Annotated in this window: 23 protein-coding genes and 1 riboswitch; of the genes, 11 read left to right on the forward strand and 12 right to left on the reverse strand. The window is 70.6% G+C overall.

Features of this window, described 5'->3' with window-relative positions; translation table 11 throughout:
• Nucleotides 1-131 precede the first annotated feature (131 nt).
• A complete protein-coding gene (gene glpK, locus LP52_RS11080) occupies nt 132-1,610 on the forward strand; it encodes a glycerol kinase GlpK (protein ID WP_040273044.1) in 1,479 nt (492 codons plus the stop codon).
• Between the two features lie 150 nt (nt 1,611-1,760).
• Here glpK and LP52_RS11085 read toward each other — a convergent pair whose 3' ends face one another.
• The 5 genes from LP52_RS11085 to thiO all read right to left on the reverse strand — a co-directional run bounded on the left by LP52_RS11085 (nt 1,761) and on the right by thiO (nt 6,926).
• Entirely contained in the window at nt 1,761-2,426 is a 666-nt protein-coding gene (locus LP52_RS11085; protein WP_040273045.1) for a response regulator, read from the reverse strand.
• A 64-nt stretch (nt 2,427-2,490) separates the two neighbouring features.
• Nucleotides 2,491-4,443: a Stk1 family PASTA domain-containing Ser/Thr kinase gene (gene pknB, locus LP52_RS11090; RefSeq protein ID WP_040273046.1), complete on the reverse strand. Its 1,953-nt coding sequence runs from the start codon at nt 4,441-4,443 to the stop codon at nt 2,491-2,493.
• A 182-nt stretch (nt 4,444-4,625) separates the two neighbouring features.
• Nucleotides 4,626-5,483, reverse strand: a complete 858-nt coding sequence (locus LP52_RS11095) for a thiazole synthase (RefSeq protein WP_238580849.1) — start codon at nt 5,481-5,483, stop codon at nt 4,626-4,628.
• A 37-nt stretch (nt 5,484-5,520) separates the two neighbouring features.
• Nucleotides 5,521-5,721 carry a sulfur carrier protein ThiS gene (gene thiS / locus LP52_RS11100; protein WP_040273048.1) on the reverse strand — a complete coding sequence of 67 codons (201 nt, stop codon included), beginning with the start codon at nt 5,719-5,721 and terminating at the stop codon, nt 5,521-5,523.
• On the reverse strand, nt 5,712-6,926 hold the full coding sequence (gene thiO, locus LP52_RS11105; protein ID WP_052809720.1) for a glycine oxidase ThiO: 1,215 nt from the start codon (nt 6,924-6,926) through the stop codon (nt 5,712-5,714). Before thiO ends, thiS begins: the two co-directional genes overlap by 10 nt.
• A riboswitch (TPP riboswitch) is annotated at nt 6,923-7,036 on the reverse strand. (Overlaps the previous gene by 4 nt.)
• A 383-nt stretch (nt 7,037-7,419) precedes the next feature.
• Between thiO and LP52_RS11110 the strand changes: the two genes are divergently transcribed.
• From LP52_RS11110 to LP52_RS11120, 3 genes are all read left to right on the forward strand, one after another.
• Entirely contained in the window at nt 7,420-7,797 is a 378-nt protein-coding gene (locus tag LP52_RS11110; protein WP_394298199.1) for an Rv2175c family DNA-binding protein, read from the forward strand.
• Nucleotides 7,798-7,855: 58 nt separating this feature from the next.
• A complete protein-coding gene (gene thiE / locus LP52_RS11115) occupies nt 7,856-8,506 on the forward strand; it encodes a thiamine phosphate synthase (RefSeq protein ID WP_040273050.1) in 651 nt (216 codons plus the stop codon).
• 137 nt (nt 8,507-8,643) lie between these two features.
• Entirely contained in the window at nt 8,644-10,269 is a 1,626-nt protein-coding gene (locus LP52_RS11120; RefSeq protein ID WP_040273052.1) for a long-chain fatty acid--CoA ligase, read from the forward strand.
• A 309-nt stretch (nt 10,270-10,578) separates the two neighbouring features.
• Here LP52_RS11120 and LP52_RS11125 read toward each other — a convergent pair whose 3' ends face one another.
• Genes LP52_RS11125 through LP52_RS11135 form a run of 3 tightly spaced genes read right to left on the reverse strand, consistent with a single transcriptional unit; the run spans nt 10,579 to nt 13,687 of the window.
• Complete coding sequence (locus LP52_RS11125; RefSeq protein WP_040273053.1) at nt 10,579-11,241, reverse strand: sulfotransferase family protein; 663 nt, start codon at nt 11,239-11,241, stop codon at nt 10,579-10,581.
• Between the two features lie 45 nt (nt 11,242-11,286).
• A complete protein-coding gene (locus LP52_RS11130; RefSeq protein WP_084723116.1) occupies nt 11,287-12,558 on the reverse strand; it encodes an activator-dependent family glycosyltransferase in 1,272 nt (423 codons plus the stop codon).
• Between the two features lie 19 nt (nt 12,559-12,577).
• The gene (locus tag LP52_RS11135) at nt 12,578-13,687 is read right to left on the reverse strand and encodes a DegT/DnrJ/EryC1/StrS family aminotransferase (RefSeq protein WP_040273057.1); all 1,110 of its coding nucleotides are present in this window, start codon (nt 13,685-13,687) and stop codon (nt 12,578-12,580) included.
• 228 nt (nt 13,688-13,915) lie between these two features.
• Here LP52_RS11135 and LP52_RS11140 point away from each other — a divergent pair, with 228 nt between their 5' ends.
• The 3 genes from LP52_RS11140 (at nt 13,916) to rfbB (ending at nt 16,285) form a co-directional block, all read left to right on the forward strand.
• Nucleotides 13,916-14,332, forward strand: coding sequence for a cold-shock protein (locus LP52_RS11140; protein WP_040273058.1), 417 nt, complete (start codon nt 13,916-13,918; stop codon nt 14,330-14,332).
• Nucleotides 14,333-14,413: 81 nt separating this feature from the next.
• Nucleotides 14,414-15,301, forward strand: coding sequence for a glucose-1-phosphate thymidylyltransferase RfbA (rfbA, locus tag LP52_RS11145; RefSeq protein ID WP_040273060.1), 888 nt, complete (start codon nt 14,414-14,416; stop codon nt 15,299-15,301).
• Nucleotides 15,302-15,310: 9 nt separating this feature from the next.
• On the forward strand, nt 15,311-16,285 hold the full coding sequence (gene rfbB, locus LP52_RS11150; RefSeq protein ID WP_040273062.1) for a dTDP-glucose 4,6-dehydratase: 975 nt from the start codon (nt 15,311-15,313) through the stop codon (nt 16,283-16,285).
• A gap of 93 nt (nt 16,286-16,378) precedes the next feature.
• Here rfbB and LP52_RS11155 read toward each other — a convergent pair whose 3' ends face one another.
• Both LP52_RS11155 and LP52_RS11160 read right to left on the reverse strand, forming a co-directional pair.
• Nucleotides 16,379-17,737: an NDP-hexose 2,3-dehydratase family protein gene (locus LP52_RS11155; protein ID WP_238580850.1), complete on the reverse strand. Its 1,359-nt coding sequence runs from the start codon at nt 17,735-17,737 to the stop codon at nt 16,379-16,381.
• On the reverse strand, nt 17,734-18,960 hold the full coding sequence (locus LP52_RS11160; protein ID WP_040273063.1) for a class I SAM-dependent methyltransferase: 1,227 nt from the start codon (nt 18,958-18,960) through the stop codon (nt 17,734-17,736). The genes LP52_RS11155 and LP52_RS11160 overlap by 4 nt, the downstream gene beginning before the upstream one ends.
• A gap of 359 nt (nt 18,961-19,319) precedes the next feature.
• On the opposite strand from LP52_RS11160, the gene LP52_RS11165 reads away from it, so the two are divergent.
• From LP52_RS11165 to LP52_RS11180, 4 genes are read left to right on the forward strand one after another with little or no spacing between them, the layout of a single operon-like run.
• Entirely contained in the window at nt 19,320-20,204 is an 885-nt protein-coding gene (locus tag LP52_RS11165; protein ID WP_040273065.1) for an ABC transporter ATP-binding protein, read from the forward strand.
• A complete protein-coding gene (locus LP52_RS11170; protein WP_040273066.1) occupies nt 20,201-20,953 on the forward strand; it encodes an ABC transporter permease in 753 nt (250 codons plus the stop codon). Before LP52_RS11165 ends, LP52_RS11170 begins: the two co-directional genes overlap by 4 nt.
• Before the next feature lie 12 nt (nt 20,954-20,965).
• Complete coding sequence (locus LP52_RS11175; RefSeq protein ID WP_052809723.1) at nt 20,966-22,159, forward strand: sensor histidine kinase; 1,194 nt, start codon at nt 20,966-20,968, stop codon at nt 22,157-22,159.
• The gene (locus LP52_RS11180; protein ID WP_040273068.1) at nt 22,156-22,761 is read left to right on the forward strand and encodes a response regulator transcription factor; all 606 of its coding nucleotides are present in this window, start codon (nt 22,156-22,158) and stop codon (nt 22,759-22,761) included. The genes LP52_RS11175 and LP52_RS11180 overlap by 4 nt, the downstream gene beginning before the upstream one ends.
• A gap of 40 nt (nt 22,762-22,801) precedes the next feature.
• On the opposite strand, the gene LP52_RS11185 is transcribed toward LP52_RS11180, so the two are convergent.
• Both LP52_RS11185 and LP52_RS27240 read right to left on the reverse strand, forming a co-directional pair.
• Nucleotides 22,802-23,410, reverse strand: coding sequence for a dTDP-4-dehydrorhamnose 3,5-epimerase family protein (locus LP52_RS11185; RefSeq protein ID WP_040273070.1), 609 nt, complete (start codon nt 23,408-23,410; stop codon nt 22,802-22,804).
• 130 nt (nt 23,411-23,540) lie between these two features.
• Nucleotides 23,541-23,714 carry a hypothetical protein gene (locus tag LP52_RS27240; RefSeq protein ID WP_157036303.1) on the reverse strand — a complete coding sequence of 58 codons (174 nt, stop codon included), beginning with the start codon at nt 23,712-23,714 and terminating at the stop codon, nt 23,541-23,543.
• Nucleotides 23,715-23,894 lie beyond the last annotated feature (180 nt).

A 23,894-nucleotide genomic window follows, 5' to 3' on the forward strand; every position in this document is an offset into this window, starting at 1 on the left:
GCCGAGCGTTGGAAGCCGCACCCGTGGGGGTAAGTCCCCCGGATGGCGGATCGGAGCTGGGGGCGCGCCTTCAGTCCCGCACCGTCTGCATGGTCTAGACCATAGTCGCCCAACGTGCTGGAGGCCAACCCATGTCCGTCCTTGCGCTCGACGCCGGCACCACCGGCGTGACCGCCCTCGTCGTCGACGAGAACGGTGGTGTCCTGTCCCGCGGCTACCAGGAGTTCGCTCAGCATTACCCCGAGACCGGCTGGGTCGAGCACATTCCCGAGGAGATCTGGCAGGCGACCCTGCAGGCGTGCCAGACCGCCCTGGACGGCACCGACGATCGGCCCACGTGTGTGGGCATCACCAACCAGCGCGAGACAGCGGTGCTGTGGAACCGGAAGCGCGGCAGCTCGCCCCGCAGAGCCATCGTCTGGCAGGACCGGCGCACCGCCGGCATCTGCGCGGAGCTGCGCGAGGCCGGACACGAGGGCCGCGTCACCGAGGTCACCGGACTGCGGCTCGACCCTTACTTCACCGGCACCAAGCTCACCTGGATCCGCCGCAACGACCAGCGGGCATGGAGCGGGGTGGAGTCCGGGGAAACCGCCATCGGCACCGTCGACTCCTACGTCATCAGCCGCATGACCGCCGGCGCCCGGCACGTGACCGACGCCTCCAACGCCTCGCGCACCCTCCTCTACGACATCCACCGGGGCGCCTGGTCGGAGGAGATGTGCGACCTGCTGGGCGTTCCCGTCTCCGCGCTGCCCGAGGTCGTGCCCTCCTACGGCGTCGTCGGCGAGACCGATCCGGACGAGTTCCTCGGCCTGCGTCTGCCCATCGCAGGCATCGCCGGCGACCAGCAGGCCGCCATGTTCGGGCAGAACTGCTACACCCCCGGCACCTCCAAGTGCACCTACGGCACCGGGTCCTTCGTCCTGGTCAACACCGGCGACCGGCCGGTATCCCCCGAGTACGGGCTGCTGAGCACGGTGCTGTGGCAGCACCCCGACGGCCGCCTGGACTACGCTCTGGAGGGCTCGATCTTCGTCACCGGCGCGGCCGTGCAGTGGCTGCGCGACGGGCTCGGACTCATCGACAGCGCCGCCCAGTCCGAGGGCTTGGCCGCCACCGTGCCCGACTCCGGCGGCGTGGTGTTCGTTCCGGCCCTGACCGGCTTGGGAGCCCCCGACTGGGACCCCCATGCGCGCGGCGCCATCTTCGGCATCACCCGCGGCACCCAGCGCGCCCACATCGCCCGCGCGACCCTGGACGCCATCGCCTTCGAGGTGCGCGACGTCGCCGAGTCCATGGCCGCCGCCTCCGGCACCGCGATTCCCGAGCTGCGCGTGGACGGCGGTGCTTCGACCAACGACCTCCTCTGCCGGATCCAGGCCGACCAGCTCCAGGTGAGTGTGGCCCGGCCCGAGGTGCAGGAGACCACGGCGCTGGGCGCCGCATTCCTGGCGGGGCTGGCCACAGGTGTGTGGTCCTCCACCGACGAGCTCTCCCAGACGTGGAATCTGGACCGCCGCTTCGAGCCCGGCGCGCGCGACGACGCCGCCCACCGGCGCTGGCGCGCCGCCGTCGAGCGTTCCAAGGGCTGGGCCGAACTGGGCTGACCTCGCGCGCCGTTCCCACCCGCCCGTCCCGTATCCCCTCCGGAGGATCCCCTCCGCGGCCGCACCGCACGACGGCGCGGCCGCGGAGGGGCGGGCTGCAGGCGGACGCCTGCGGTGGCACAGGCGGATGCGAAGGGGCGGCCCGGCGTGCTACTCCTCGTCGAGGCCCCGGTCGATGGCGTAGCGCGCCAGCTCGACCCGGTTGTGCAGGTGCAGCTTGCTCAGCGTGTTCTGCACGTGGTTCTGCACGGTGCGGTGGGAGACCGACAGCCGCTCGGCGATCTGCTTGTAGCCCAGGCCCTTGGCCACGAGCCGCAGCACCTCGGTCTCGCGCGGTGTCAGCGACGGTGCGTCCGCCTCGCCGACGTGGTCGGGAGCGGCGGCCATCCGCCGGTACTCGCCCAGCACCAGCCCGGCCAGCCCGGGCGTGTAGACCGCCTCGCCGGCGTGCACCAGGCGCACCGCCTCAAGCAGCTCCTCGCGCCGGGCCGACTTGACCAGGTAGCCGGTGGCGCCGGCCTTGACCGCCTCCAGCACGTCGGCCTGCTCGCCGCTGGCCGACAGCACCAGCACCCGTGGCGGCTCGGCGCCCTCCAGCAGCCGGCGGGTCACCTCCACACCCCCGATGTCGGGCAGTTGGAGGTCGATCACGGCCACTGTGGGGCGCACCGCCGGGGCGACGCGCACCGCCTTGGCGCCCTCGCCCGCGGTGGCCACCACATCCAGGCCGGCCTCGGCGAGGTCGCGCGCCACAGCATCGCGCCACATCGGGTGGTCGTCGACGACCATGACGCGGATCGGGGACTGGTCTGCCATGAGGCGACCCTAGCGAACACCGCCGCGTCGGAGGGGTGGCAGGGAGCCGAGCCGAGTCGGCGTCTCAGTCGTCGCCGCCGTTGCCGTTTCCGTTGCCATTGCCGTTTCCACCGTTGCCGCCGCCGTCTTCGCCGTCACCGCCGCCGCCTCCGAACGGGCTGGCGATCAGCTCGATCTCCGTGCCCTCCTCGGCCGAGCCCTGCGGGCTGTAGCGGGTCACGTTGTCGCCCCCGAGGACGCGGGTGACCTTCACCTTGAAGCCCAGTTCCTCCAGGCGCTTCTTGGCGTCGTCGACCTTCCATCCGCTCACATCCGGGATCTCGATCTCGTCGGGACCCGAGGAGACGGTGATCGTGACCGTCTCGCCGGAGCTGACGGTCTCGCCGGCCGCGGGGTCCTGAGAGACCACCTCGCCCTCCGGCACGTCCTCGCTGGCCTCCTCGGCGACCGAGACCTGGAGTCCGGCCTCCTGCAGCTTGCTCTGCGCCTGGTCCTGCTGCATCCCCTCGACGTCGGGGACGTCGAAGCCCGCGCTGACGGTGAGCGTGACTGGCGCCTCCCGGTCGGCCTCGGCACCCGGCTCGGGGTCGGTGCTGATCACCGTCCCGGCGGGCTGGTCCTGGGAGGAGGTCTCCTCCTCGACGACATCGGCGAAACCGTCGTCCTCCAGCGCCGATCGGGCGTCGCCGGCCTGTTGGCCCACCAGGTCGGGCATGTCCACGTGCAGGGGCCCCTTGGACAAGGAGACCGTCACCGTGTCGCCGGGCAGGACGCGCTCGCCCACGGCGGGCTCGACCTCGGCGATGGCGCCGGGCTCCTCCTCGGAGTAGACGCGCTCCTCGCTCACCTCGATCTGCACGGGAACACTGCCCAGAACCGCGCGGGCGCCCTGCTCCTGCATGCCGACGACGTCGGGCACGGGTTCGTAGCGGCCCAGCAGGAACCACCAGCCGAACCCCAGCAGCGCCACGGCGAGCACACCGGCGACCAGGATCATCGGGTAGCTGCGGCGGTCCAGACCGCGGCGCCTGCCGCGCGGCGGATCCGGCGGCTCCGAATCGCCCAGCCCGCCGGTTTCGACCACGAGGGTGCTGTTGTCCCCGCTGGAGGCGGGCAGGGCGTTCGTCGCCCGGTCGCCGGTTCCGGCGGCCGCATCGGCGCCGGCGGGTAGCGCCGCCTTGGCGTTCAGCACCGCCGCGAGGTACTGGCCGGCGTCGCCCAGCCGGTAGCTGGGATCGCGTTCGGTGGCGCGGGTGACCAGCGTGTCGACCTGCGGCGGCACGCCCGCCACGGTGCGCGAGGGGCGCGGCACGTCCTCGTTGACGTGCTGGTAGGCGATGGCGATGGGGGTGTCGCCGGTGTGCGGCTGGGAGCCGGTCAGCAGCTCGTAGAGCATGATGCCGGCCGCGTAGACGTCGGTGCGCGCGTCGGCGGCACCCTGCTCGATCTGCTCGGGCGCCAGGTAGGCGGCGGTGCCCATGACGGCACCGGTGCGCGTGTTGCCCTGCTGTGAGGACTCCACCGCCCGCGCGAGGCCGAAGTCGGCGACCTTGACCCGGCCGTCCTCGGTCAGCAGCACGTTCTCGGGTTTGACGTCGCGGTGGACGAGCCCGGCCTGGTGGGCGGCGCCCAACGCCGCCAGCACCGGCGAGATCACCCCCAGCGCGTCGGCCGGAGCCAGGCGGCCGCGCTCGTTGAGCATGTCGCGCAGCGTCTTGCCCGGCACGTACTCCATGGCCAGGTACACGTGGCCCAGGTCGGCGCCCTGGTCGTAGACCTGCACCACGTTGGGGTGGGAGAGCTTCGCCACCGAGTGCGCCTCGTTGATGAACCGGCGCACGAACGAGGGGTCCTCGGCCAGCGAGGCGTGCATCACCTTGCAGGCCAGGCGCCGGTCCAACCGGAGATCGCGTGCGACGTAGACAGTGGCCATGCCGCCGCTGGCCACCCGCGCCTCGACGTGGTAGCGCTGATCGAGTGTCGTGCCCACCAGAGGGTCGGCAGTCGTCATGTCCACACCCGGGAGTGTAAGGCGTCCGGTGTCCGCGGGCGGCGCCAGCGGGGCACTTGGACGCGGATGGCCGGTGTATAAGCCCCTGGCCTGGGGCGATACACCGGCCGAGGTGACGTTGCCTACCCATGCCGCCGGGCCCCTGCACCGGTCGGTGCAGGGACCCGGCGCAGGGAGGACCGGTTTCTTCAGTCCACCGCCGGGGAGGACGCCTGGGCGTAGCGCCGCACCGGGATCCGCCCGGCGCGGCGGGCGGCGCGGCCGGCGTTGACGGCGTCGCGCATGGCCCCCGCCATCAGCACCGGATCCTGGGCGCGGGTGACGGCTGTGGCCAGCATCACCGCGTCGCAGCCCAACTCCATGGCCAGTGCGGCCTCGCTCGCGGTGCCGATGCCGGCGTCGATGACCACCGGCACCTCCGCCTGCTCCACGATCAGCTCGATGTTGTGGGGGTTGCGGATCCCCAGTCCCGAGCCGATGGGGGCGCCCAGCGGCATGACCGCGGCACAGCCCACCTGTTCCAGGCGCCGCGCCAAGACGGGGTCGTCGTTGGTGTAGGGCAGGACGGTGAAACCCTCGTCGACCAGGCGCTCGGCCGCGTCGAGCAGTTCGACCGGGTCGGGCAGCAGTGTGCGCTCGTCGGCGACGACCTCGAGCTTGATCCAGTCGGTCTCCAGCGCCTCACGGGCCAGGCGCGCGGTGCGCAGCGCGTCGCCCGCGGTGAAGCACCCCGCCGTGTTGGGCAGCGGCCGGATGCCGTTGCGGTGCAGCACGTCCCACACCGAGCCCTCGGCGTCGGGGGAGACGCGGCGCAGCGCGACGGTGGTCAGCTCGGTTTCCGAGGCGGCCAGCGCGTCCTCCAGGACGCGCAGCGACGGAGCGCCGCCGGTGCCGGTGATCAGCCGGGAGGTGAACGAGCACCCGGCGATCACCAGGGGGTCCTCGCCGGCCTGCGCGCCGGGCCGCTGAGCAGCGGGTCGGCGCGGGGCGCCGACCCGGTCGGCGGCGGGCTCAGCGCCCGCCCGGGTGTGCGTGTGGGTCATCATGGCTCCTCAGTCGATACCGCTCGCGGGCCGGTGCGCGTCAGCCTCCTTGGACCGCGGTGAGTACGTCGATGCTGTCGTTCTCGCCGACCTCGGTGGTGGCCCAACCGGCCTTGGGCACGACCTCGTCGTTGAGCGCGACGGCGACGCCGCCGGGCTCCTGCGTCAGCGAGCGCACGACCTCCTCCACCGTCGTCCGCGGTGCCACCGCACGGCGCTCGCCGTTGATGATCACGTCCACTGATCGCCTCCCTCGATGGGGCCGCCGTCCGCGACGGCGGCACGACCGCCGGTGACGCGGGTGGCGGCGAACCGGCGCGCGTAGTCGGGGAGCGCGCCGGTGGTCAGCGCCCGGGCCATGGCGTCGCCGGTGACCGGGGTGAGCAGCACGCCGTGGCGGAAATGCCCGGCGGCCAGGTGCAGGCCGGGCACCGCGGTCGGGCCCAGCAGCGGCTCGTTGTCGGGGGAGCCGGGGCGCAGCCCTACACAGGTCTCGGCGACTTCCAGCTCACTGACGCCGGGCACGAGTGCGTGGGCGTCGCGCAGCACCTCCCACAGCCCGCCGGCGGTCAGCCGGGTGTCGAAGCCCTGCTCCTCCTGGGTCGCCCCCAGCACGATCTCGCCGCTGTCGCGCGGCACCAGGTAGACGGGCGATCCCTTGACCAGGCCCCGCACGGTGCGGGTGACGAGGGGCGGCTCGCCCTCGGGCGTGCGCAGGCGCAGCAGCTGGCCCTTGACGGGGCGCAGCGGCGGCACGACGCCTTCGGGGATGCCCGCGATCGAGGGGGTGTCCACGCCGGCGGCGAGCACCACCTGCCCGGCGGTGATCTCGCCGCCGGAATCGAGCACGACGCCGCGGGCGCGCCCGTCTTCGACGACGAGCCTGTGGACCCTGTCGCGCACGCCCACGGTCCCGCGGCGCTCGGCGGCCGCACGCAGCGCCTGCAGCAGCGCGCGCGGGTCGACCGAGTGGTCGCCGTCAGCCAGATAGCCGCCGCGCACCGAGGGCGCGAGCATCGGCTCCAGCCGGCGGCATTCGCGACCGGTCAGTCGCTGCGTGGCGAGCCCGAGACTCTCGCGCAGGTCGCCGAGGTGGCCGAGCCGGGCCATGTCGTCCGCGTCGAAGGCGACCTGCAGCGTGCCCTCGGCGCGGTAGCCCGCCGACGCGCCGCTGTCCTGCTCAAGCTCGGCGACGAACCCGGGGAAGCGGTCGCGGGAGCGCACGCACAGGCGCATCAGCTCCTCTTCGCCGAAGGAGGCCTCGGTGGCGGGGGTGAGCATCCCGGCGGCCACGGTCGAGGCGGAGGGCCCGCCGAGCCGTTCGGCCACCACGGTGACACTCAGCCCGGCGCGGGCGGCCCGCCAGGCGGTGACCAGGCCGATGAGCCCGCCGCCGACCACGAGCACGTCGACGGGCGACTGTGAGGAAGGGGTTGTCGCTGACACGTCCCTGCTGCCACTTCCTTCGCCGGTATGACCCGGATCAGGTTCATGCGGTCGGAGGCCGTCAGCCTCCCTCTCAGCCGGGTCCCGCCCCGGCTCCCGCGGGTGATCTCTCGTCCGCCTCCCATTCTAGATGATTGAGTCCGATGTCTCCGGTCGCCGGGGAGACGGCTCACCTCCGCTGGGCGGCCTTGTGGCCTGCCAAGCGGCGGGCGTCCTGGGAGAGGAGAAGCGGCAGCGACGGCCGCACGGGGCGGGCCCGCGCCCACCGGAACCGGCGCCCGCCGGCACCCATATGTCCGTATGTCCGTTATGCCGGGTTTCGCGGCATCCAGTGCGCGGAAATCACCACATCCACGCCCTTTTTTGGCAATGTCCGCGCCTTGGATGCTGACCCCCCGCGGCGGGCGATGACCGGGGCCTCCGGTGGTCAGGGCTACGCTTACAGCGATACGCGGCGAGGCGGCGCACGCGGACGCGTTTGGCGCCGGGGCGGATGTGGGACATTTGGATCGTGAATGAGAACGACCGCGACACCGACGCCCTCGTCGGCGAATGGATGACGCTGAAAGAGGCGGCCAAGGAGCTGAACGTCAGCCCCAACCGCGTCAAGCAGTTCATCTCCGACCACAAGCTGCTGGGCGTCCGGCGCAAGGGCGAACTTTGCATTCCCGCCGCCTTCGTCTCCGAGGGCGACGTCGTCAAGGGCCTGCCCGGCACGCTCACCGTCCTCGCCGACTCCGGATTCACCACAGACGAAGCGCTGCAGTGGATGTTCACCCCGGACGACTCGCTTCCGGGAGCGCCCATCGAGGCGCTGAACGAGAACCGCGGCACCGAGGTCCGCCGCCGCGCCCAGGCCATGGCCTTCTGATCGCCTGCCCGGCCGATCGCGATGATCGGCCGGGTGCCGCGCCCGTTACCCTGGCCCGGTGAACGCGAGTCTGCGAGAGCGCCTGGACCGGGCGCGCCTGTACCTGTGCACCGACGCCCGCGCCGAACAAGGCGATCTGGCGGAGTTCCTCGACGCCGCGCTGGCCGGGGGCGTCGACATCGTCCAGCTGCGCGACAAGACACTGGAGGCCCGCCAGGAGTTGGCCGCGCTGGAGACCGTGCGTGCGGCCTGCGCACGGCACGGCGCGCTGATGTCGGTCAACGACCGCGCCGACATCGCGCTGGCGGCGGGCGCCGACGTGCTGCACCTGGGGCAGAACGACCTGCCGGTGCGCCACGCACGCGCCGTGGTCGGCCCCGATCCGCTGATCGGCCGCTCCAACAACGACGCGGCGCTGGCGGCGGAGTCGGCCGATGAGGAGGGCGTCGACTACTTCTGCGTCGGCCCGACCTGGTCCACCCCCACCAAGCCGGGCCGCCCGGCCGCGGGGCTGGAGTTGGTGGAGCGCACCGCCGCGATGGCCCCGGACCGCCCGTGGTTCGCCATCGGCGGCATCGACCTGGCCAACCTCGATCGCGTGCTCCAGGCCGGAGCCCGCCGCGTGGTCGTCGTGCGTGCCGTCACCGAAGCCGAGGACCCCCGCGCCGCCGCGGCCGAGTTCCGGCGCAGGCTCGCCGCCGCGGAGTGAGTCCGGGTGCCGCGGGGCGGCACCCGCAACCTAACAACGTTAGGTAACGATGTCCCCCGCATGCTTTCCCCCACGCCCGGCGCCTTCTAGCGTCAGTGACACCAGTCACGTCCACGCAGCGCGAAGGGTGAGGGCGAATGCGCAGCACCATGCAGGACGTCCCGCTGTCCATCGGCAACCTGGTCCGCTACGGCACCTCGGTCCACGGCCGGACCCGAATCACCACGTGGACCGGCGGCGAACCGCGCCGCGCCACCCTCGGCGAGGTCGGCGCCCGCGCCTCCCGGCTCGCTCACGCTCTGCGCGAGCTGGGCGTCACCGGCGACCAGCGGGTGGCCACGTTCCAGTGGAACAACCAGGAGCACCTGGAGGCCTACTTCGCCGTCCCGGCCATGGGTGCGGTGCTGCACACGCTCAACATCCGGCTGCACGCCGACCAGGTCGCGTACATCGCCGACCACGCCGAAGACCACGTCGTCATCGTCGACGCGTCCCTGGTGCCGCTGTTCGCGCCGATCCTTCCGCGGCTGCGGACCGTGCGCCACGTGATCGTCACCGGGGCGGACACCGGGGACCTGGCGGCCGACGGTGTCAGCGTGCACTCGTATGAGTCCCTCATCGCAGGCCGCCCCGACGACTTCGCCTGGCCCGAGGTCGACGAGCGCGAGGGCGCCGCCATGTGCTACACCTCCGGCACCACCGGGGCGCCCAAGGGCGTGGTCTACAGCCACCGGTCCATCTACCTGCACTCCATGCAGGTGTGCATGACCGACGGCAAGGCCGTCAGCCAGGGCGACACAGCGCTGGCCGTCGTGCCCATGTTCCACGCCATGGGCTGGGGCCTGCCGTTCGCCGCGCTCATGGTCGGCGCCTCGATGCTGCTGCCTGACCGCTTCCTGCAGCCGGGCCCGCTCGCCGACATGGTCCAGGCCGAGCGCCCCACCGTCGCCGCCGCGGTCCCCACCATCTGGCAGGGCCTGCTGGAGGAACTGGAGTCCTCGCCCCGCGACGTCTCCTCGCTGCACAGCGTCGTGGTGGGCGGCTCCGCCTGCCCGCCCGCGCTGATGCAGCGCTTCGAGGAGCGCTACGGGGTCCCGGTGCTGCACGCCTGGGGCATGACCGAGACCTCCCCGCTGGGCAGCTTCGCCCGCCCGCCGGCCGGCGCCACCGACGAGGAGCGCTGGTCCTACCGCCTCAGCCAGGGCCGGCTGCCGGCGTCGGTGCAGGGCAGGCTCATCGGCCCCGACGGCGCACCGATGCCCCACGACGGCTCCAGCGTGGGCGAGCTGGAGGTGCGCGGGCCCTGGGTGACCGGCACCTACTACGGCGACGAAGACCCGGAGAAGTTCCACGACGGCTGGCTGCGCACCGGCGACGTCGGCGCTCTCACCCCCGACGGCTTCCTGCAGCTCACCGACAGGGCCAAGGACGTCATCAAGTCCGGCGGCGAGTGGATCTCCTCGGTCGAGCTGGAGAACGCGGTCATGGCCCACCCCGCGGTGGCCGAGGCCGCGGTCGTCGCCGTGCCCGACCCCAAGTGGGACGAGCGGCCCATGGTCGCCGTCGTCCTCAAGGAGGACGCCGCCGCCGACGCCGCTGAGCTGCGCGCGTTCCTGTCGGACCGGGTGGCGCGCTGGCAGCTGCCGGAGTTCTGGACCTTCGTCGACGAGGTGCCCAAGACCAGCGTCGGCAAATTCGACAAGAAGTCCCTGCGCAGCAGGCAGTCCTCGGGGGATCTCAAGGTCGTCGAGGCCCGCGGCTGAACGGCGCGACTCACACCGGCGCGTGGTGAAGCGCGCTGGGACGGGTGCGCAGGCAGCCCTCGATGGACTGGGCGGGCCGGCGCCGGTCCGTCGGTTCGGGCACGGCGGGGATACCGCCTCCAGCCCGCCCGCGACGGCGGCGCAGGCGGCCGGGGCGGGGCCTGCCCGCGCGTCCCGCGGGCGGAGCCCGGACCGCGGCGCGGCGCCGCCCCGGCCTGCTCCCGGGCACGGACGCCCGGTGCCACCGGCCGGAACCTCCGGCGGCCCCGCCGCGCTACCGCGGCCGGGACGACCGCGGACGCCGTGGAATCACCGGGACGCGAGCAGCTTCTGGATGTGCTTGTTGGACTCCCGGCTGAAGCCGCTCCGCTCGTTCTTCCTGGGAAACGGCACGTCGGGCACGGGGACCCCGAGGAATTCGCAGAGCGGTTCCCAGCCTTCCCCCACGTTGTAGGTCAGCAGCCGGTCCGACGGGATCTCTGCCTGCACGTCGGCGATGTGCTGCTTGTATGCGGAGATCATGTGCCGCTTGTCGTGGATGGAGCCGCCGAAGACGCGCTGCTCCACGCTCATCCGGTCCATCGCCAGGAAGGCCCTCAGGGCGGGGCTTTGCCGCTCCGCGAGCCAGGTGAGCGGACGCGTCAGCGGACTCCGCTTGAAGACCGTGGCCTGCGTGCTCTCATACCACCGTTCCGCATCGCGCACGGTCAGAATCAGCTTCGCCTCGGGGTAGTGGTCGGCGAGCTCGCGCCAGTACGCGGCGGTCGGCCAGTCGACAGCCGAGTTGTAGCCGGCGAAGAGGCCGTCCCAGTCGGCCGAGTGGCCCATGGCGATGTCGAGCCACCGGTAGATTCGCGGCGGATGTTCGGCGATCTCGTACATGTGGTCGCAGGGGCCGTAGCCGAGATGCTCCAACGCCGACTTGAGCGAATAGGTGCCCGTACGCCCGAAGCCGACCCCTATCACCTGCATCGGATCACTCTCCTTGCATTCGCGCCGACGCCGTGGCCGCGGGGGTCACCCGTGGGCCCGGTGCTTCTCGGTCAGACGTTCCAGATCCGCCACGATTCCGTGGGGCGTAGGGGTCTGGGCGATTTGCCGCTGCAGGTTCTGCGCCCCCTGGACGAGGTGCGGGTCCTCCAGCAGCCGCGAGACCCGGTCCCGGATGCCTTCCGCGGTGGCCGAGGCGGCGTGCGCATGCAGCCCCGCACCGGCACCGCTGAGGTGCTCGGCCCGCACCCAGGCGTCCGCGTGCCTGATGGGCAGCAGCAGCTGGGGCACCCCGCACAGCGCCGCGGTCGAGGCCGCGCCGAACCCGCCGTGGTGCACCACCGCCGAACAGGTCGGCAGGAGCATGTGGAAGGGCACGAAGTCCGTCACCCGGACGTTGTCGGGCAGGGCGCCGAGCTTGTCCCGCTCGTTCTCGGTCAGTACCGCCACCACCTCGACGTCGAGGTCGGCGACGGCTTGCACCGCTTCCGCCACGGGAAAGACGCTGTTGTTGAGCTTGGCGTCGAGCGATCCGCGGCCGGACAGCGCGACACGCGGGCGCTCGGGCCGGTCGAAGACCCACTCCGGTGCGGGGCGGCGATCGTGGTAGGGCACATAGCGCATGGGCAGGCGTTCGCCGGGCAGCCGGAACTGCAGCGCTTCGGGCACCTGGTCGATCGTCCACTGGCCGAGCACGGCCTCCTCGTCGAATTCGCAGCCGTGCTCCTGGAGGGACTGCGCGAGCCACTCGCCGAGGGGGTCGTGACGCTCGGCGGGCGGTTGCTGCTCGCTGAGCCGTCGCCATGTCCGGCGCATCGCGGCGTAGATGTCCACCGACCACAGCAGGCGCGCGTGGGCCGCGCCGACGGCACGGGCGGCGACGCCTCCGGCGTAGGTGATGGGGTCCCAGATGACGAGGTCGGGCCGCCATGCGCGGGCGTACTCCACCAGCCCTTCGAGGATCGGGGCGTTGTAGGGCAGCAGCCCGTAGGGCACGGAGGCCTGGTACTTGAGCAGGACTTCTTCCCAGCTCAGTCGCTGGTCGAACGGGTCGCTCCAGTCGGCGATCTCGTTCTCGATGGATCCCAACTCGTCCTCGGCGGACTGCAGCAGCTCGTCCATGCCGTGGTCCTCGCCGACCGGCACGGGGGGCAGGCCGGCCGAGGCGATCGTTTCGGCCATCGACGGGCCGCTGGCGACCCGCACGTCGTGTCCGGCCGCGATCAGCGCCCATGCCAGCGGGACCTGGGCATACAGATGGGACGGTTCGCCGACGGTAGCGAATAGAACACGCATCATGCTCCCTGTCTCGGAAACGTCAGGGGACGGCCAGGACGTCGCGCAGCGCCTTGACGACGAGGTCCTGCCGCTCTTCGGGAAGGGACGGGTACATCGGGAGGGAGAAGATCTCTGCGGCGAGCCGCTCCGTGACCGGCAGCGCTCCCTCTTCGTAGCCCAGGTGCGCGAAGCCGGACATCGTGTGCACGGGCCAGGGGTAGCTGACGTTCAGCGAGATCCCGTAGGCCGCGAGCTCCGCGAGAATCTCGTCGCGCCGGGGATGCCGGGCGACGTAGACGTAGTACACGTGCTCGTTGCCTTCGGCGGTGCGCGGAAGCACGAGCTCGGTGTCGGCCAGGGCCTCGGCGTAGTGCCGGGCGACCCGCCTGCGTCCTTCGACGTAGGCGTCCAGCCGGGGCAGCTTCCGGCGCAGGATCTCGGCCTGGACCGCGTCCAGGCGGCTGTTGTGGCCCGGCGTGCTGACGACGTAGTACCGGTCTTCCATGCCGTAGTAGCGCAGTCGGCGCAGTGCTGCCGCGGTCGCATCGTCGGAGGTTGCCACCGCCCCGCCGTCGCCGTAGGCGCCCAGCACCTTCGTCGGATAGAACGAGAAGGCCGCCGCCGTCCCGAAGGTGCCGGCTAGCCGCCCCCCTTGCCGTGCGCCGTGCGCCTGGGCACAGTCCTCCAGGATCGGCAGGTCGTTGCGCTCGGCCACGGCGCGGATCGCGTCCATGTCGGCGCACTGGCCGTAGAGGTGTACGACCAGCAGGCACCGGGTGCGTTCGGTGATGGCGTCTTCGAGCCGGTCGGCGTCCATCAGGTAGTCGGACTCGCGCACGTCCACGAACACCGGCGTCGCGCCGATCTGGTCGATCGCGACCACGGTCGGCGCCGCCGTGTTGGACACGGTGACGACCTCGTCGCCCCGGCCTACGCCCAGCGCCCGGAGCCCGAGCACGAGCGCGTTGGTCCCGTTGTCGACGCCTGCGCAATGCCGCAGCCCGTGGTATTCGGCGAACTCCTCCTCGAAAGCCCGGACACTGGGCCCTAGAATCAGCTGCCCGGACGCGAAAACGGTTTCGACCGCGTCGAGGATGTCGGCGCGTTCCTCTTCGTACTCATCCAGGTAATTCCATACGCGTATGGCCATGACGCTCCCCTGCAGTCTTGACGAACCGATTCATGCCCAGGCGAATCTATTGGGGGCCCGGGAAGATTTGCCACTCGGCCGCTCATGTTAAGGGCCCCTAGATGTCGGCCGCCCCTAGGGTGCGTCCGCGGAATGCAGTCGGGATAGGGGTACCGGATTCCGGTCGGACCGTGCCATCATCCACTACCGCTGATTGGTTGTTGGGCAGTAGAGGTTGGACGGTGCTGTATGGAGACCGGTGTAGTCGTCCGTTTCGACGAGGAGCGCGGTTACGGTTTCATCGAGCCGGACGCCGGCGGCGAGGACGTCTTCATCCACGCTTCGGCGCTCGAGGAGGAGATCAAGCCGCTGCTGCACACGGGCAGGCGGGTGCGGTTCGACTCGGTCGGCGGCCACCGCGGCAGGAAGGCCTTCGACGTACAGCTCTCCGCTGAGTCGGCGCGGTCGGAGCCGTCGGTGCCGGACTCCCCGCGCACGGCCGCGGAGGAGGACTGCGGGACGGCGGCGCGGCTGGCCGAGGAGGAGCTGAGCCGGCAGATCACCGAGCTCCTGCTGGCAGAGGCGCCCGATCTTACGGGCGCGCAGGTGGCCGTGGTGCGCGAGGCCGTCGGCCGGTTCGCCGAAGAGCACGGGTGGACGCGGTGAGGGCCGGGCCGCGAGGAGTGCGGCTGCGGCCATAGGCAGGGGCGGTGGGGTCCGGGGTCGGCGAGGCACTCTGGGGGAATCGTGAAAGGGATCATACTGGCGGGCGGATCGGGAACGCGGCTGCACCCGACCACGCTCTCAATCTCGAAGCAGTTGCTCCCCGTCTACAACAAACCGATGATCTACTATCCCCTGTCGGTCCTGATGCTTGCCGGAATCCGGGATATCCTTGTTATCTCGACTCCCCGGGACGTTGCGCTGTTCAAGGATCTGCTGGGCGACGGGGCGAGACTGGGAATCGATCTCTCATACGCCGAGCAGCCGGAACCCAACGGGCTCGCCGAAGCGTTCGTCATCGGGGCCGACCACATCGGGAACGACACGTGCGCGCTCATTCTGGGCGACAACATATTCCACGGACCGGTGTTCTCGTCGGTGCTGCAGGAGAACGCCGAGTGCGTCGACGGGTGTGTGCTCTTCGGGTATCCGGTCAGCGATCCCGCCCGATACGGAATCGCCGTGCGGGACTCCGACGAACGCCTGGTCGGCTTGGAGGAGAAGCCGGCGGATCCCAAGTCGAACTGCGCTGTCACCGGTCTCTACTTCTATGACAGCGAGGTGGTCGACATCGCCCGGGATCTCGTTCCCTCGGAGCGCGGCGAACTGGAGATCACCGACGTGAACCGCGTGTACCTCAAGAACGGCAAAGCGCGGCTGGTGGATCTGGGACGGGGATTCGCCTGGCTCGACACGGGCACACACGACGCCCTGCTGCAGGCATGCACCTACGTCCAGACGATGGAGCAGCGCCAGGGGATACGGATCGCGTGCCTGGAGGAGGTCGCACTGCGGATGGGATTCATCGACGCCGAAGCGTGCTACCGGCTGGGCGCCCAGCTGTCGGGAACCGAATACGGCCGCTATGTCATGGACATCGCCGGCGAACACGCTTCGGCCGTCGCACGTTAGGGGGCGGCGGTGCGCATCGTGGTCACCGGCGGAGCCGGATTCATCGGATCCCATTTCGTATTGGGCCTGCTGGGCGGGGAGTATCCCGGACTGCCGGCGACGGAGGTGATCGTCCTCGACAAGGTCACCTATGCCGGCGACCCCCGAGTGCTGGAGGAGGCGGCCGATCCGCGGGTGTCGCTGGTCCGCACCGACATCTGCGACCGGTCGGCGGTGCTGCGGCTGATGGAGGGGGCCGACGTCGTGGTCCACTTCGCAGCCGAGACCCATGTCGACCGATCCATCTCCGGACCGGGCGAGTTCGTGCGGACCAACGTCGCGGGGACGCAGAACCTCCTGCACTGCGCACTCCAGGTGGGCGTGGGGAGATTCGTGCACGTCTCCACCGACGAGGTCTACGGCTCGATCGACCGGGGCTCCTGGAACGAGGACAGCGCGCTGGAGCCCAACTCCCCCTATTCCGCGTCGAAAGCAGCGTCCGACCTGATGGTGCGCTCCTATCACCGGACCTACGGGCTGGACGCCTGCATCACGCGCTGCTCCAACAACTACGGGCCCCGGCAGTTCCCGGAGAAGCTGATCCCCCGGTTCGTCACGACCCTGCTTGAGGGGGGCCGGGTCCCGCTCTACGGCGACGGCTCCAACGTCCGCGAGTGGCTGCATGTCAGCGACCACTGCCGGGGCGTGGCCCTGGTCGCCGCGCGGGGGCGGGCGGGGGAGACCTACAACATCGGGGGCGGCACGGAGCTGACCAATCGCGAGTTGACCGAGAGAATCCTGTCCATCATGGGCGTGGACTGGGGCAGTGTGCAGCAGGTGGCCGACCGCAAGGGCCATGATCAGCGCTATTCCGTGGATCATCAGAAGATCTCCGACGAGCTCGGGTACGAACCGAGGACGAGCCTCGCCGACGGGCTCAAGGAGGTCGTGCAGTGGTACACGGAGAACCGGGAATGGTGGAAGCCGATACAGGCGCCGGCCTGAGCACCGCCTGCGTCCGGGCAGGAGAGGGCGGCCCGTAGCGAAACCCCGCCGGGGGCCGCCGATCCCGCGGAGCGGCGGCCCCCGGCGGCGGGATCACGGCAGCAGCGCGGTCCCCAGACAGGCGACCAGACTGCGCGCCTGGACGTTGAAGTAGTGGCTGTGGTCCAGCAGGCAGGAGATCTGGGGATACGACAGCCAGAGGTAGTCGGGGTCGTCGTCGGGGGCGTCCAGCACCGCCGCATCGAGGACCACGTTGCGGGTGCGCGCGTGGTAGAAGCGCCCTCCCTCCTCGGACTGGACGGCGTCGAAGCGGATGCGCCCGGGCTCGGCCGCCGCCACCCGATCCAGGAACCGCGGCGGGCGTAGGACCCCGTCCCGGTAGTTCTCCGGCGTGCACTGCAGCGTCGGTCCGAGCTCGACCCCTTCGCGGAAGCCCGGTTCGGCGCGCAGGCGCAGCAGGGCGTGCGGGGTATCTCCGATGTCCTTGACCGCCAGAGCCGCCAGGCCAGGGCCGCACGGTTCGATCATCGGCTGGGACCATTGGCGGACCTCCCGCCCCGAGGTGGCGACGTCGACGCCGATGACGTTGAAGAAGCGGCCGCTCTCATGCCGGATCGCACCCGAGTCGGTCCGGTGCCACCGCTCGACCGAGGCCAGGGGGATGCGCGCCGCTGACAACCCGGTGCGGGCGCGGGCTTCGGTGATCCTGCTCAGTACCTCGGTCATCGAATGCCGCGCTCCCCGGTCGGGGTCTCCCCCTCCGCCCAGCGGCAGGCAGGAAAGCACCGTCCTGGCGTCCATGTTCACCACGTCGTCCTCGCCGAGCAGCTCGTACACCTGGCCCAGCGTCAGCCAGCAGAAGTCCTCCAGAACAGGCACCGGCTCGTCGGGCGCCTCGACGACCATGTTGCGGTTGTGCTTGCGCAGGAACCACGATCCCTGCTCCGATTGCAGCGAGTCCGCGATGATCCGCTCCGCCGGCGGGTCCAGGAAGTACTCCAGGTACGGGACCGCTTTGCCGCGGTGCACGCCCGTGTAGTTGCTCCGGGTGGCTTGCACGGTCGGGGACAGCTGGGCGCCGTCGACGTTGCCCGGCTCCGTCTTGGCCTGCATCAGAAGATGCAGCACCCCGTCGAACTCCTTGGCGAGAATGCCGAGTATCCCGATCTCGGGCTGCTCGATTATCGGCTGGGACCAGCGCTCCGTCGGGCCCTGCGGGTGGTGCGCGCCGAGCCCGCACACGGTGAAGAACCCGCCGCTTGCATGGCCGATGTCGCCGGTCTCGGGATCGGCCGCCCAACCGCTGAGCGCGTGGAGCGGTGCGCGTGTCACCCGCGCCTTCCGCTCGCGGACGCGCGCGGCGAACCACGTGCGGAAGCGGGACAGGCTGACGGAACCGTCCGGACCGGTGCGCGTCGAGCGGGCGATCCGGTCGGCCTCCGGCGCCCTCACAGGACGTTCACATCGGGGATGTAGCGGATCCACGCGCCGCCGGCGTCGCGGAACTCCTGCTCCTTGGCCATGATCTCCTCGGCATGGTTCCAGGCGAAGAGCAGCGCGTAGTCGGGGACGTCGGTGTGGAACGCCTCGGCGGGCCGCACCGGGATGTGCGAGCCGGGAGTGAGCCGCCCCTGCTTGGCCTCGGTGGTGTCGCAGACGAACTCCACCAGGTCGGGGCCGAGCCCGCAGTAGTTCGCCACGGTCGCGCTCTTGGCGGTTGCCCCGTAGGCGGCCACGCGCTTGCCCTGCTCGTTCAGTCGCGTCAGTAGCCGGACCAGGTCGTCGCGAACAGCGGCGACCTTGGTGGCGAACGCGTCCAGCGTCTCGCGCCGGGACAGACCCAGCGCATCCTCCTCAGAGATCAGCTCGGCGACGCCGGGGGCGGCCGTGTGGGCACCGGCGTGGGCGAGCGTGTAGCGCACCTCGCCCCCGTGCACCGGGAGCCGCTCCACGTCGACGAGCTCAAGCCCGTAGCGGGCCGCCGCGGCCTGCACCGAGCGCGCGGTGAAGAGGTAGTAGTGCTCGTCGTAGATCTGGTCGAAGGCGGTGTGGCGGACCACGTCGGCGAAATAGGGGTCCTCGAAGACGAACACCCCCGACGGAGCGAGAAGGGTCTTGATCCCCTCCAGGACCGAGTGGAGGTAGGGGATGTGGCACAGCGTGTTGGCCGCGTAGACGACGTCGGCATGCCCTTCGGCGTCGAGGATCGCCTCGGCGGTGGACTCCTCGAAGAACTCGGTCCAGACCTGCACGCCCCTGCCGCGGGCCCGCTCGGCGACGCTTTCGGAGGGCTCGATCCCGAGGTGGCGCACACCGGCCTCGGCGAGGGTCTTCAGCATGACGCCGTCGTTGCTGCCGAGTTCCACTGCGAACGCGTCGCTGCGGTTCAGGCGGGTGCTCAGGAAGCGCTGCGCGATTTCGGTGAAATGCTCGCGCATGACCTCCGACCCCGAGGAAAGGTACGGGTACTCGTCGTTGAACATCCGGTCCCGAGGGACTTCCCGCATCAACTGAACCATGGTGCAGGACTCGCAGATCCCGGCGCTGAGCGTGAAGAAATACTCGTCCTCGACTTGATACGGCCTGGGAAAACGATTGGACAGCGGTTGGCGTCCGAAGTCGATGAATTCCCGCAACGGTCCGTCGCAGACGCGGCAGCGGGGGGTCTCGGACATGACTGGTCTCCTCCGGGGTCGCGGTGAACTTCGGCGGCGTTGCGTGCCGCACGCCGAACCACCGTGCGGGCGTCCGGTCCGGCGCGGCGCGGACGGCGGACTCCGCGGTCGCCGGTCGCGATCCCGTCCATGCTGGCGTGGTGTTTCCGGGTATGCCACCCGTATCTTTTCCCCGGTTGGAACCGGGGAGTCTAGGGGGACGAATAGGGGATTGCGGAGCCGTGACAGCTATCACGGCCGACCCGTGATAGACGATCGAGGCGCCGATCGGGCGTCTCCTGCATGCTGTCGGCATGGATGAAACACTGACGTCCGGACAAGGAGAGAGCGGGACGCCGCCGCCAGGCGAGCATTCCGCAGTGGACGCACAGAGCCTCTACAAAACCTATGGCGAGGTCCGAGCGGTCGACGGCGTCGATCTGCGCATCGCTCCGGGAGAAGTCGTGGCTCTGCTCGGCCCCAACGGAGCGGGCAAGTCCACCACCGTCGACATGCTTGTAGGTCTGACCAAGCCCGACTCGGGCGAGGTGCGCGTCTTCGGCCGCCGGCCGTACGACGCCATCCAGCACGGCATGATCGGAGCGATGCTCCAGGAAGGCGCGCTGCTGGACGACGCCACGGTGGAGGAGATGGTGGGGATGGTGGCCTCGCTCCACAGTGCCCCCATGAAAGTCTCGGACGCGCTGCGGCGGGCGGGCATCGAGGACCTCGCGCGCAGAAGGTCCACCAAGCTCTCCGGCGGGCAGCAGCAGCGGGTGCGCTTCGCCATCGCCGTGGTATCCAACCCCGACCTGCTTCTGCTCGACGAGCCCACCGCCGGCATGGACGTGGCCACGCGCCGTGACTTCTGGGCGTCGATGAAGGAGTTCACATCGACGGGCAAGACGGTCATGTTCGCTACGCACTACCTGGAGGAGGCCGAGGAGGCCGCCGACCGGGTCGTCTTCCTGAGGCGCGGCCGGGTCGTCGCGGACGGTTCGGTCGAGCAGATCCGGTCCCTGGCGGCTGGACGGACGCTGACCGCCACGATCCCCGGCGTCGACGAGGAATCGGTGCGGGCGCTGCCCTGCGTGGTCGACGTCGACGTTCGCATGGCCAAGGCGACCATCCTCAGCTCCGACTCCGATACGACGCTGCGGGCCATGCTCCCGCGGTTTCCTCAGGCCAGGGACATCGAGGTGGTCGGGGTCGGTCTCGACGAGGCGTTCCTCGTACTCACGGCACAGGAAGGCGAGGAGTCATGAAGGGCGGCTACCTGAAGCTCGAGCTGCGGAGGGTGCTCAGGGAGCCGGGCACGATCCTGTTCGTCCTCGGCTTTCCGGCGGCCTTCTACGTTCTCGAAGTCATCATCTTCCAGGGCCAGTGGCCTGAGGAGAAGGCGCAGTACGAGCCGGCGGCCGTGCTGATGCCCGCTATGGCCGCCTGGGGCGTGCTGATCTCCGGGATGCTCGTCGGTACCCGCGTGGTCAACGAGCGCAAGGCGGGATGGCAGCGGCAGCTTCGCCTGACCCCCTTGACGAGCGGGCACTATCTGCTGGGCAAGGCGGCCGTGGGTATGGCCGTCGCGGTCCCCCCGCCCTTCGTCGTCGCGTTGGTAGGGGCCCTGTTCCTGGACGTCCGCCTGGAGCCGACCGGTTGGCTTTTCGTCACCCTGCTCGTCTCGATCGGCGGGCTGCCCTTCGCTGTGCTCGGCTTGTTCATCGGCCAGATGGGCACCCGGGAGAACGTTCAGCAGATCACCATCATCGGCATGCTGGTGCTGGCCATCTTCGGCGGCATCTTCATCCCCCTCCAGTCCCTGCCGACGTGGTTCACCTACATCTCCTACGTCACGCCCAGCTACTGGCTGTCGGAACTGGGCAAGTCGGGCCTGTCCGGTGAGGGGGTCGGCGCACAGAACCCCGTCCTCGCGGGTGCCGTTCTCCTAGCATGGTCCGTGGTATTGGCGGCGGCGGTGATCTGGCGCTACCGCCACGATTCGGCCCGGACCTGATCGGCACACGTCATGACCACATCGGAGGCTGAGCGCACCGCCGCTACGGCAGGATGGCGCGAGGAGATCGGTCGGCGGCTCCTCGCGCCGCCCTCGGCGCACGGCGGACGCGCCCTGTGGACGTCCGTCGGCGTCACGCTGCTTTTCAGCGCGCTGATGCTGCCCTATGCCCTCGACGCGCTCGGCGAGCTCGACACCGCACGGCGGCGATGGGCCGAGGGGGTCGGCACCGCTTACGTCAGCTCCTATCTGCTCTTCGTGGCCCTGGGGGAGACGAAGGCATGGGGCGTTCGCCTGCTGATGTGCGCGCTGCTGCTGTGCCTGGGCGGTGTGCTCGTCGCCCTGATGGGGGTGAAGAACGCCTGGGTCCTGGTCTTCGCGCTGTGCGTGATCGGCGCCTTCGCCCGTACCGTGACGGCGGCGGGCGCGGTCGTCGTCGTCGTGGCCGCGGTCGGGCTGGCCGCGTTCCTGGAAGACTCCCTCGCCAGTGTCATGTCCGAGCTCATCCTGCTCGCGACCGTCGGCGTCGCGATGATCCTGTTCATGCAGCTGGTGGAGGCCAACGAGCAGTTGCGGCGGGCACGCGACCGGATCGCGGAGTTCGCCGTGGTCGAGGAGCGTGAGCGGGTCGCCAGAGACCTGCACGACATCCTCGGCCACAGCCTGACGACGATCACCGTCAAGGCCGGGCTCGTCCGCCGCCTGCTGGAGGATTCGGGCCAGGAGGCGATAGCCGGGGAAGCCGGAGAGGTCGAGCGGTTCGCCCGGGACGCGCTGGCCGACGTCCGGGCCACGGTCTCCGGGTACCGCTCGGTGACCCTCGCCGGCGAGTTGGCCGCCGCCGCCTCCGCTCTGCGGGCCGTGGGGATATCCGCCCGGCTTCCGCACGCCGTGGACGACGTCGATCCGCAGGCCCGGCAGGTCTTCGGCTATGTCGTGCGCGAGGCGGTGACCAACGCGGTGCGCCACTCGCGGGCCGCTCAGGTGGAGGTCCGGCTCGGCCGCGACTGGCTGGTCGTGGAAGACGACGGGCCGGGCGTGGGAGCTGTCCGGATAGGCAACGGGCTGCGCGGCTTGCAGGAGCGCGTCGCGGCGCAAGGCGGGACACTGGAGGTAGAGCGCCCGCCGGGCGGGGGGTTCGCGGTACGGGCCCGGGTGCCCGCCGACAGCGGTCGAAGCAGTACGGCGCATGGGGGTCCGCGATGATCAGAGTTCTGCTGGCCGACGACCAGGCCCTGGTCCGCGGCGCGCTGGCGTCCATGCTCAACCTGGAATCGGACATCACCGTGGTGGCCCACGTGGGCTCCGGAGAGGAGGTGCTGCCCGCCGCGAAAGACGCCCGCCCCGACGTCGCGCTGATCGACATCCAGATGCCGGGAAAGGACGGCCTCGCCGCCTCCGCCGAGCTGCACAGCGCCCTGCCCGACTGCCGCATCCTCATCTGCACCACGTTCGGCCGCCCGGGCTACCTCGCGCGGGCGATGTCGGCCGGCGCCACCGGCTTCGTGGTCAAAGACGCGCCGCCGGAGGAACTGGGCAAGGCCGTCCGCAAGGTGGCGCGCGGGATCAAGGTCGTCGATCCCGCGCTGGCCACCGAGTCGCTCATCCACGGGATCAACCCCCTGACGCAGCGGGAGCAGGAGGTCCTGCGGGCGGTCGGGCAGGGCAGCACCGTCGGTGACATGGCGGCGCGTCTCCACCTGACCGAAGGCACCGTGCGCAACCACCTGTCGGCGGCGATCGGCAAGACCGATGCACGGACCAGTTCGGAGGCGGCCCTGGTGGCCGAGCAGCGCGGCTGGCTGTGATGCGCAGGCGGGCCCCGTGCCGACGGCGGAAGAGCGGGGCTCAGGCCGCTGAGCGCGCGAGCGCCGCCTCGGCTTCCCGGCAGGCGTCGAAGTCGGGCAGCAGTCCCCGCGACATCGCGTCGGCGAGCGACTGGGCCTCAGCGTCGCGGGGCGACTGCACCGGCGGCAGGTCGGGCAGCGCTATGTCCAACTCGGGGTCGAAGACCGATACGGCCAACTCGTTCTCCGGAACGTACTGGGCCGAGAGGAGGTAGCAGACGACCGTCTCGTCCTCAAGCGAGACCACACCGTGGCCCACCCCCACCGGGAGATAGACCGCCTTGGGCTCGGCAGGGTCGAGCGTCACGGCGTCCCATCGCCCCCAGGTGGGCGAGTCCACCCTGAGGTCGACGACCAGGTCGAGGGCCTTCCCCGCCGGGCAGTACACGAACTTGGCGCATCCCGGCGGCGTCGCGGTGAAGTGGAGGCCGCGGATGACGCCGCGGCGGGAGCGGGTGTAGCTGGCCTGCCTGACGGGGAAGGGCCGGTGTCCGAGCGCGTGAGCGAAGTCGGACTCCGTCAGCGCCGAGGTGAAGGAGCCGCGTTCGTCGGGAAAGGTGGGGAAGCCGAACTCGACGGCTCCCTCGACGTCGAGGGTACGGAAACTCATTGCCACCGTATTCTGGACCCGCCCGCGCACTCCGCGACACCCCTAAATCAGTCCCGGGGCCCGCCCTTCTTTCGCGGTACCCCCTGACTTTTCTTCGGTCCCGGGTGGTGTACAAACACCCGGGGGCGGGTCACGCGTCCTTGCGGTGCTTGCTCAGGCTCATTCCCACGGCGACCCCGATGACCACGCCCACGGGGATCAGGATGTGCGCCCCGATCGCGTACATCCCGACGACCCAGCCGATGACTCCACCGAGTATGGAGGTGGCGGACATGATGACGATCTGCCTGGTGCCCTGGCTCATAGCCGGGATCCCTTCATCCGAGTGTTTCAGCGGACGATTGCCGTCCTCTTCGCTGTCTGGTTACATGTTGCCGGTCGGTGCCCCTGGAGACATAGGCGAGTTGTCACGCCCGATGCATGACAGGTGTCATCGGTGGACTCGGCATCGAGCCGGCGACGATTAAAGAACGGTACTGAAGAG

Source organism: Streptomonospora alba, assembly GCF_000826685.1.
GTDB classification, from domain to species: Bacteria; Actinomycetota; Actinomycetes; order Streptosporangiales; family Streptosporangiaceae; genus Streptomonospora; species Streptomonospora alba.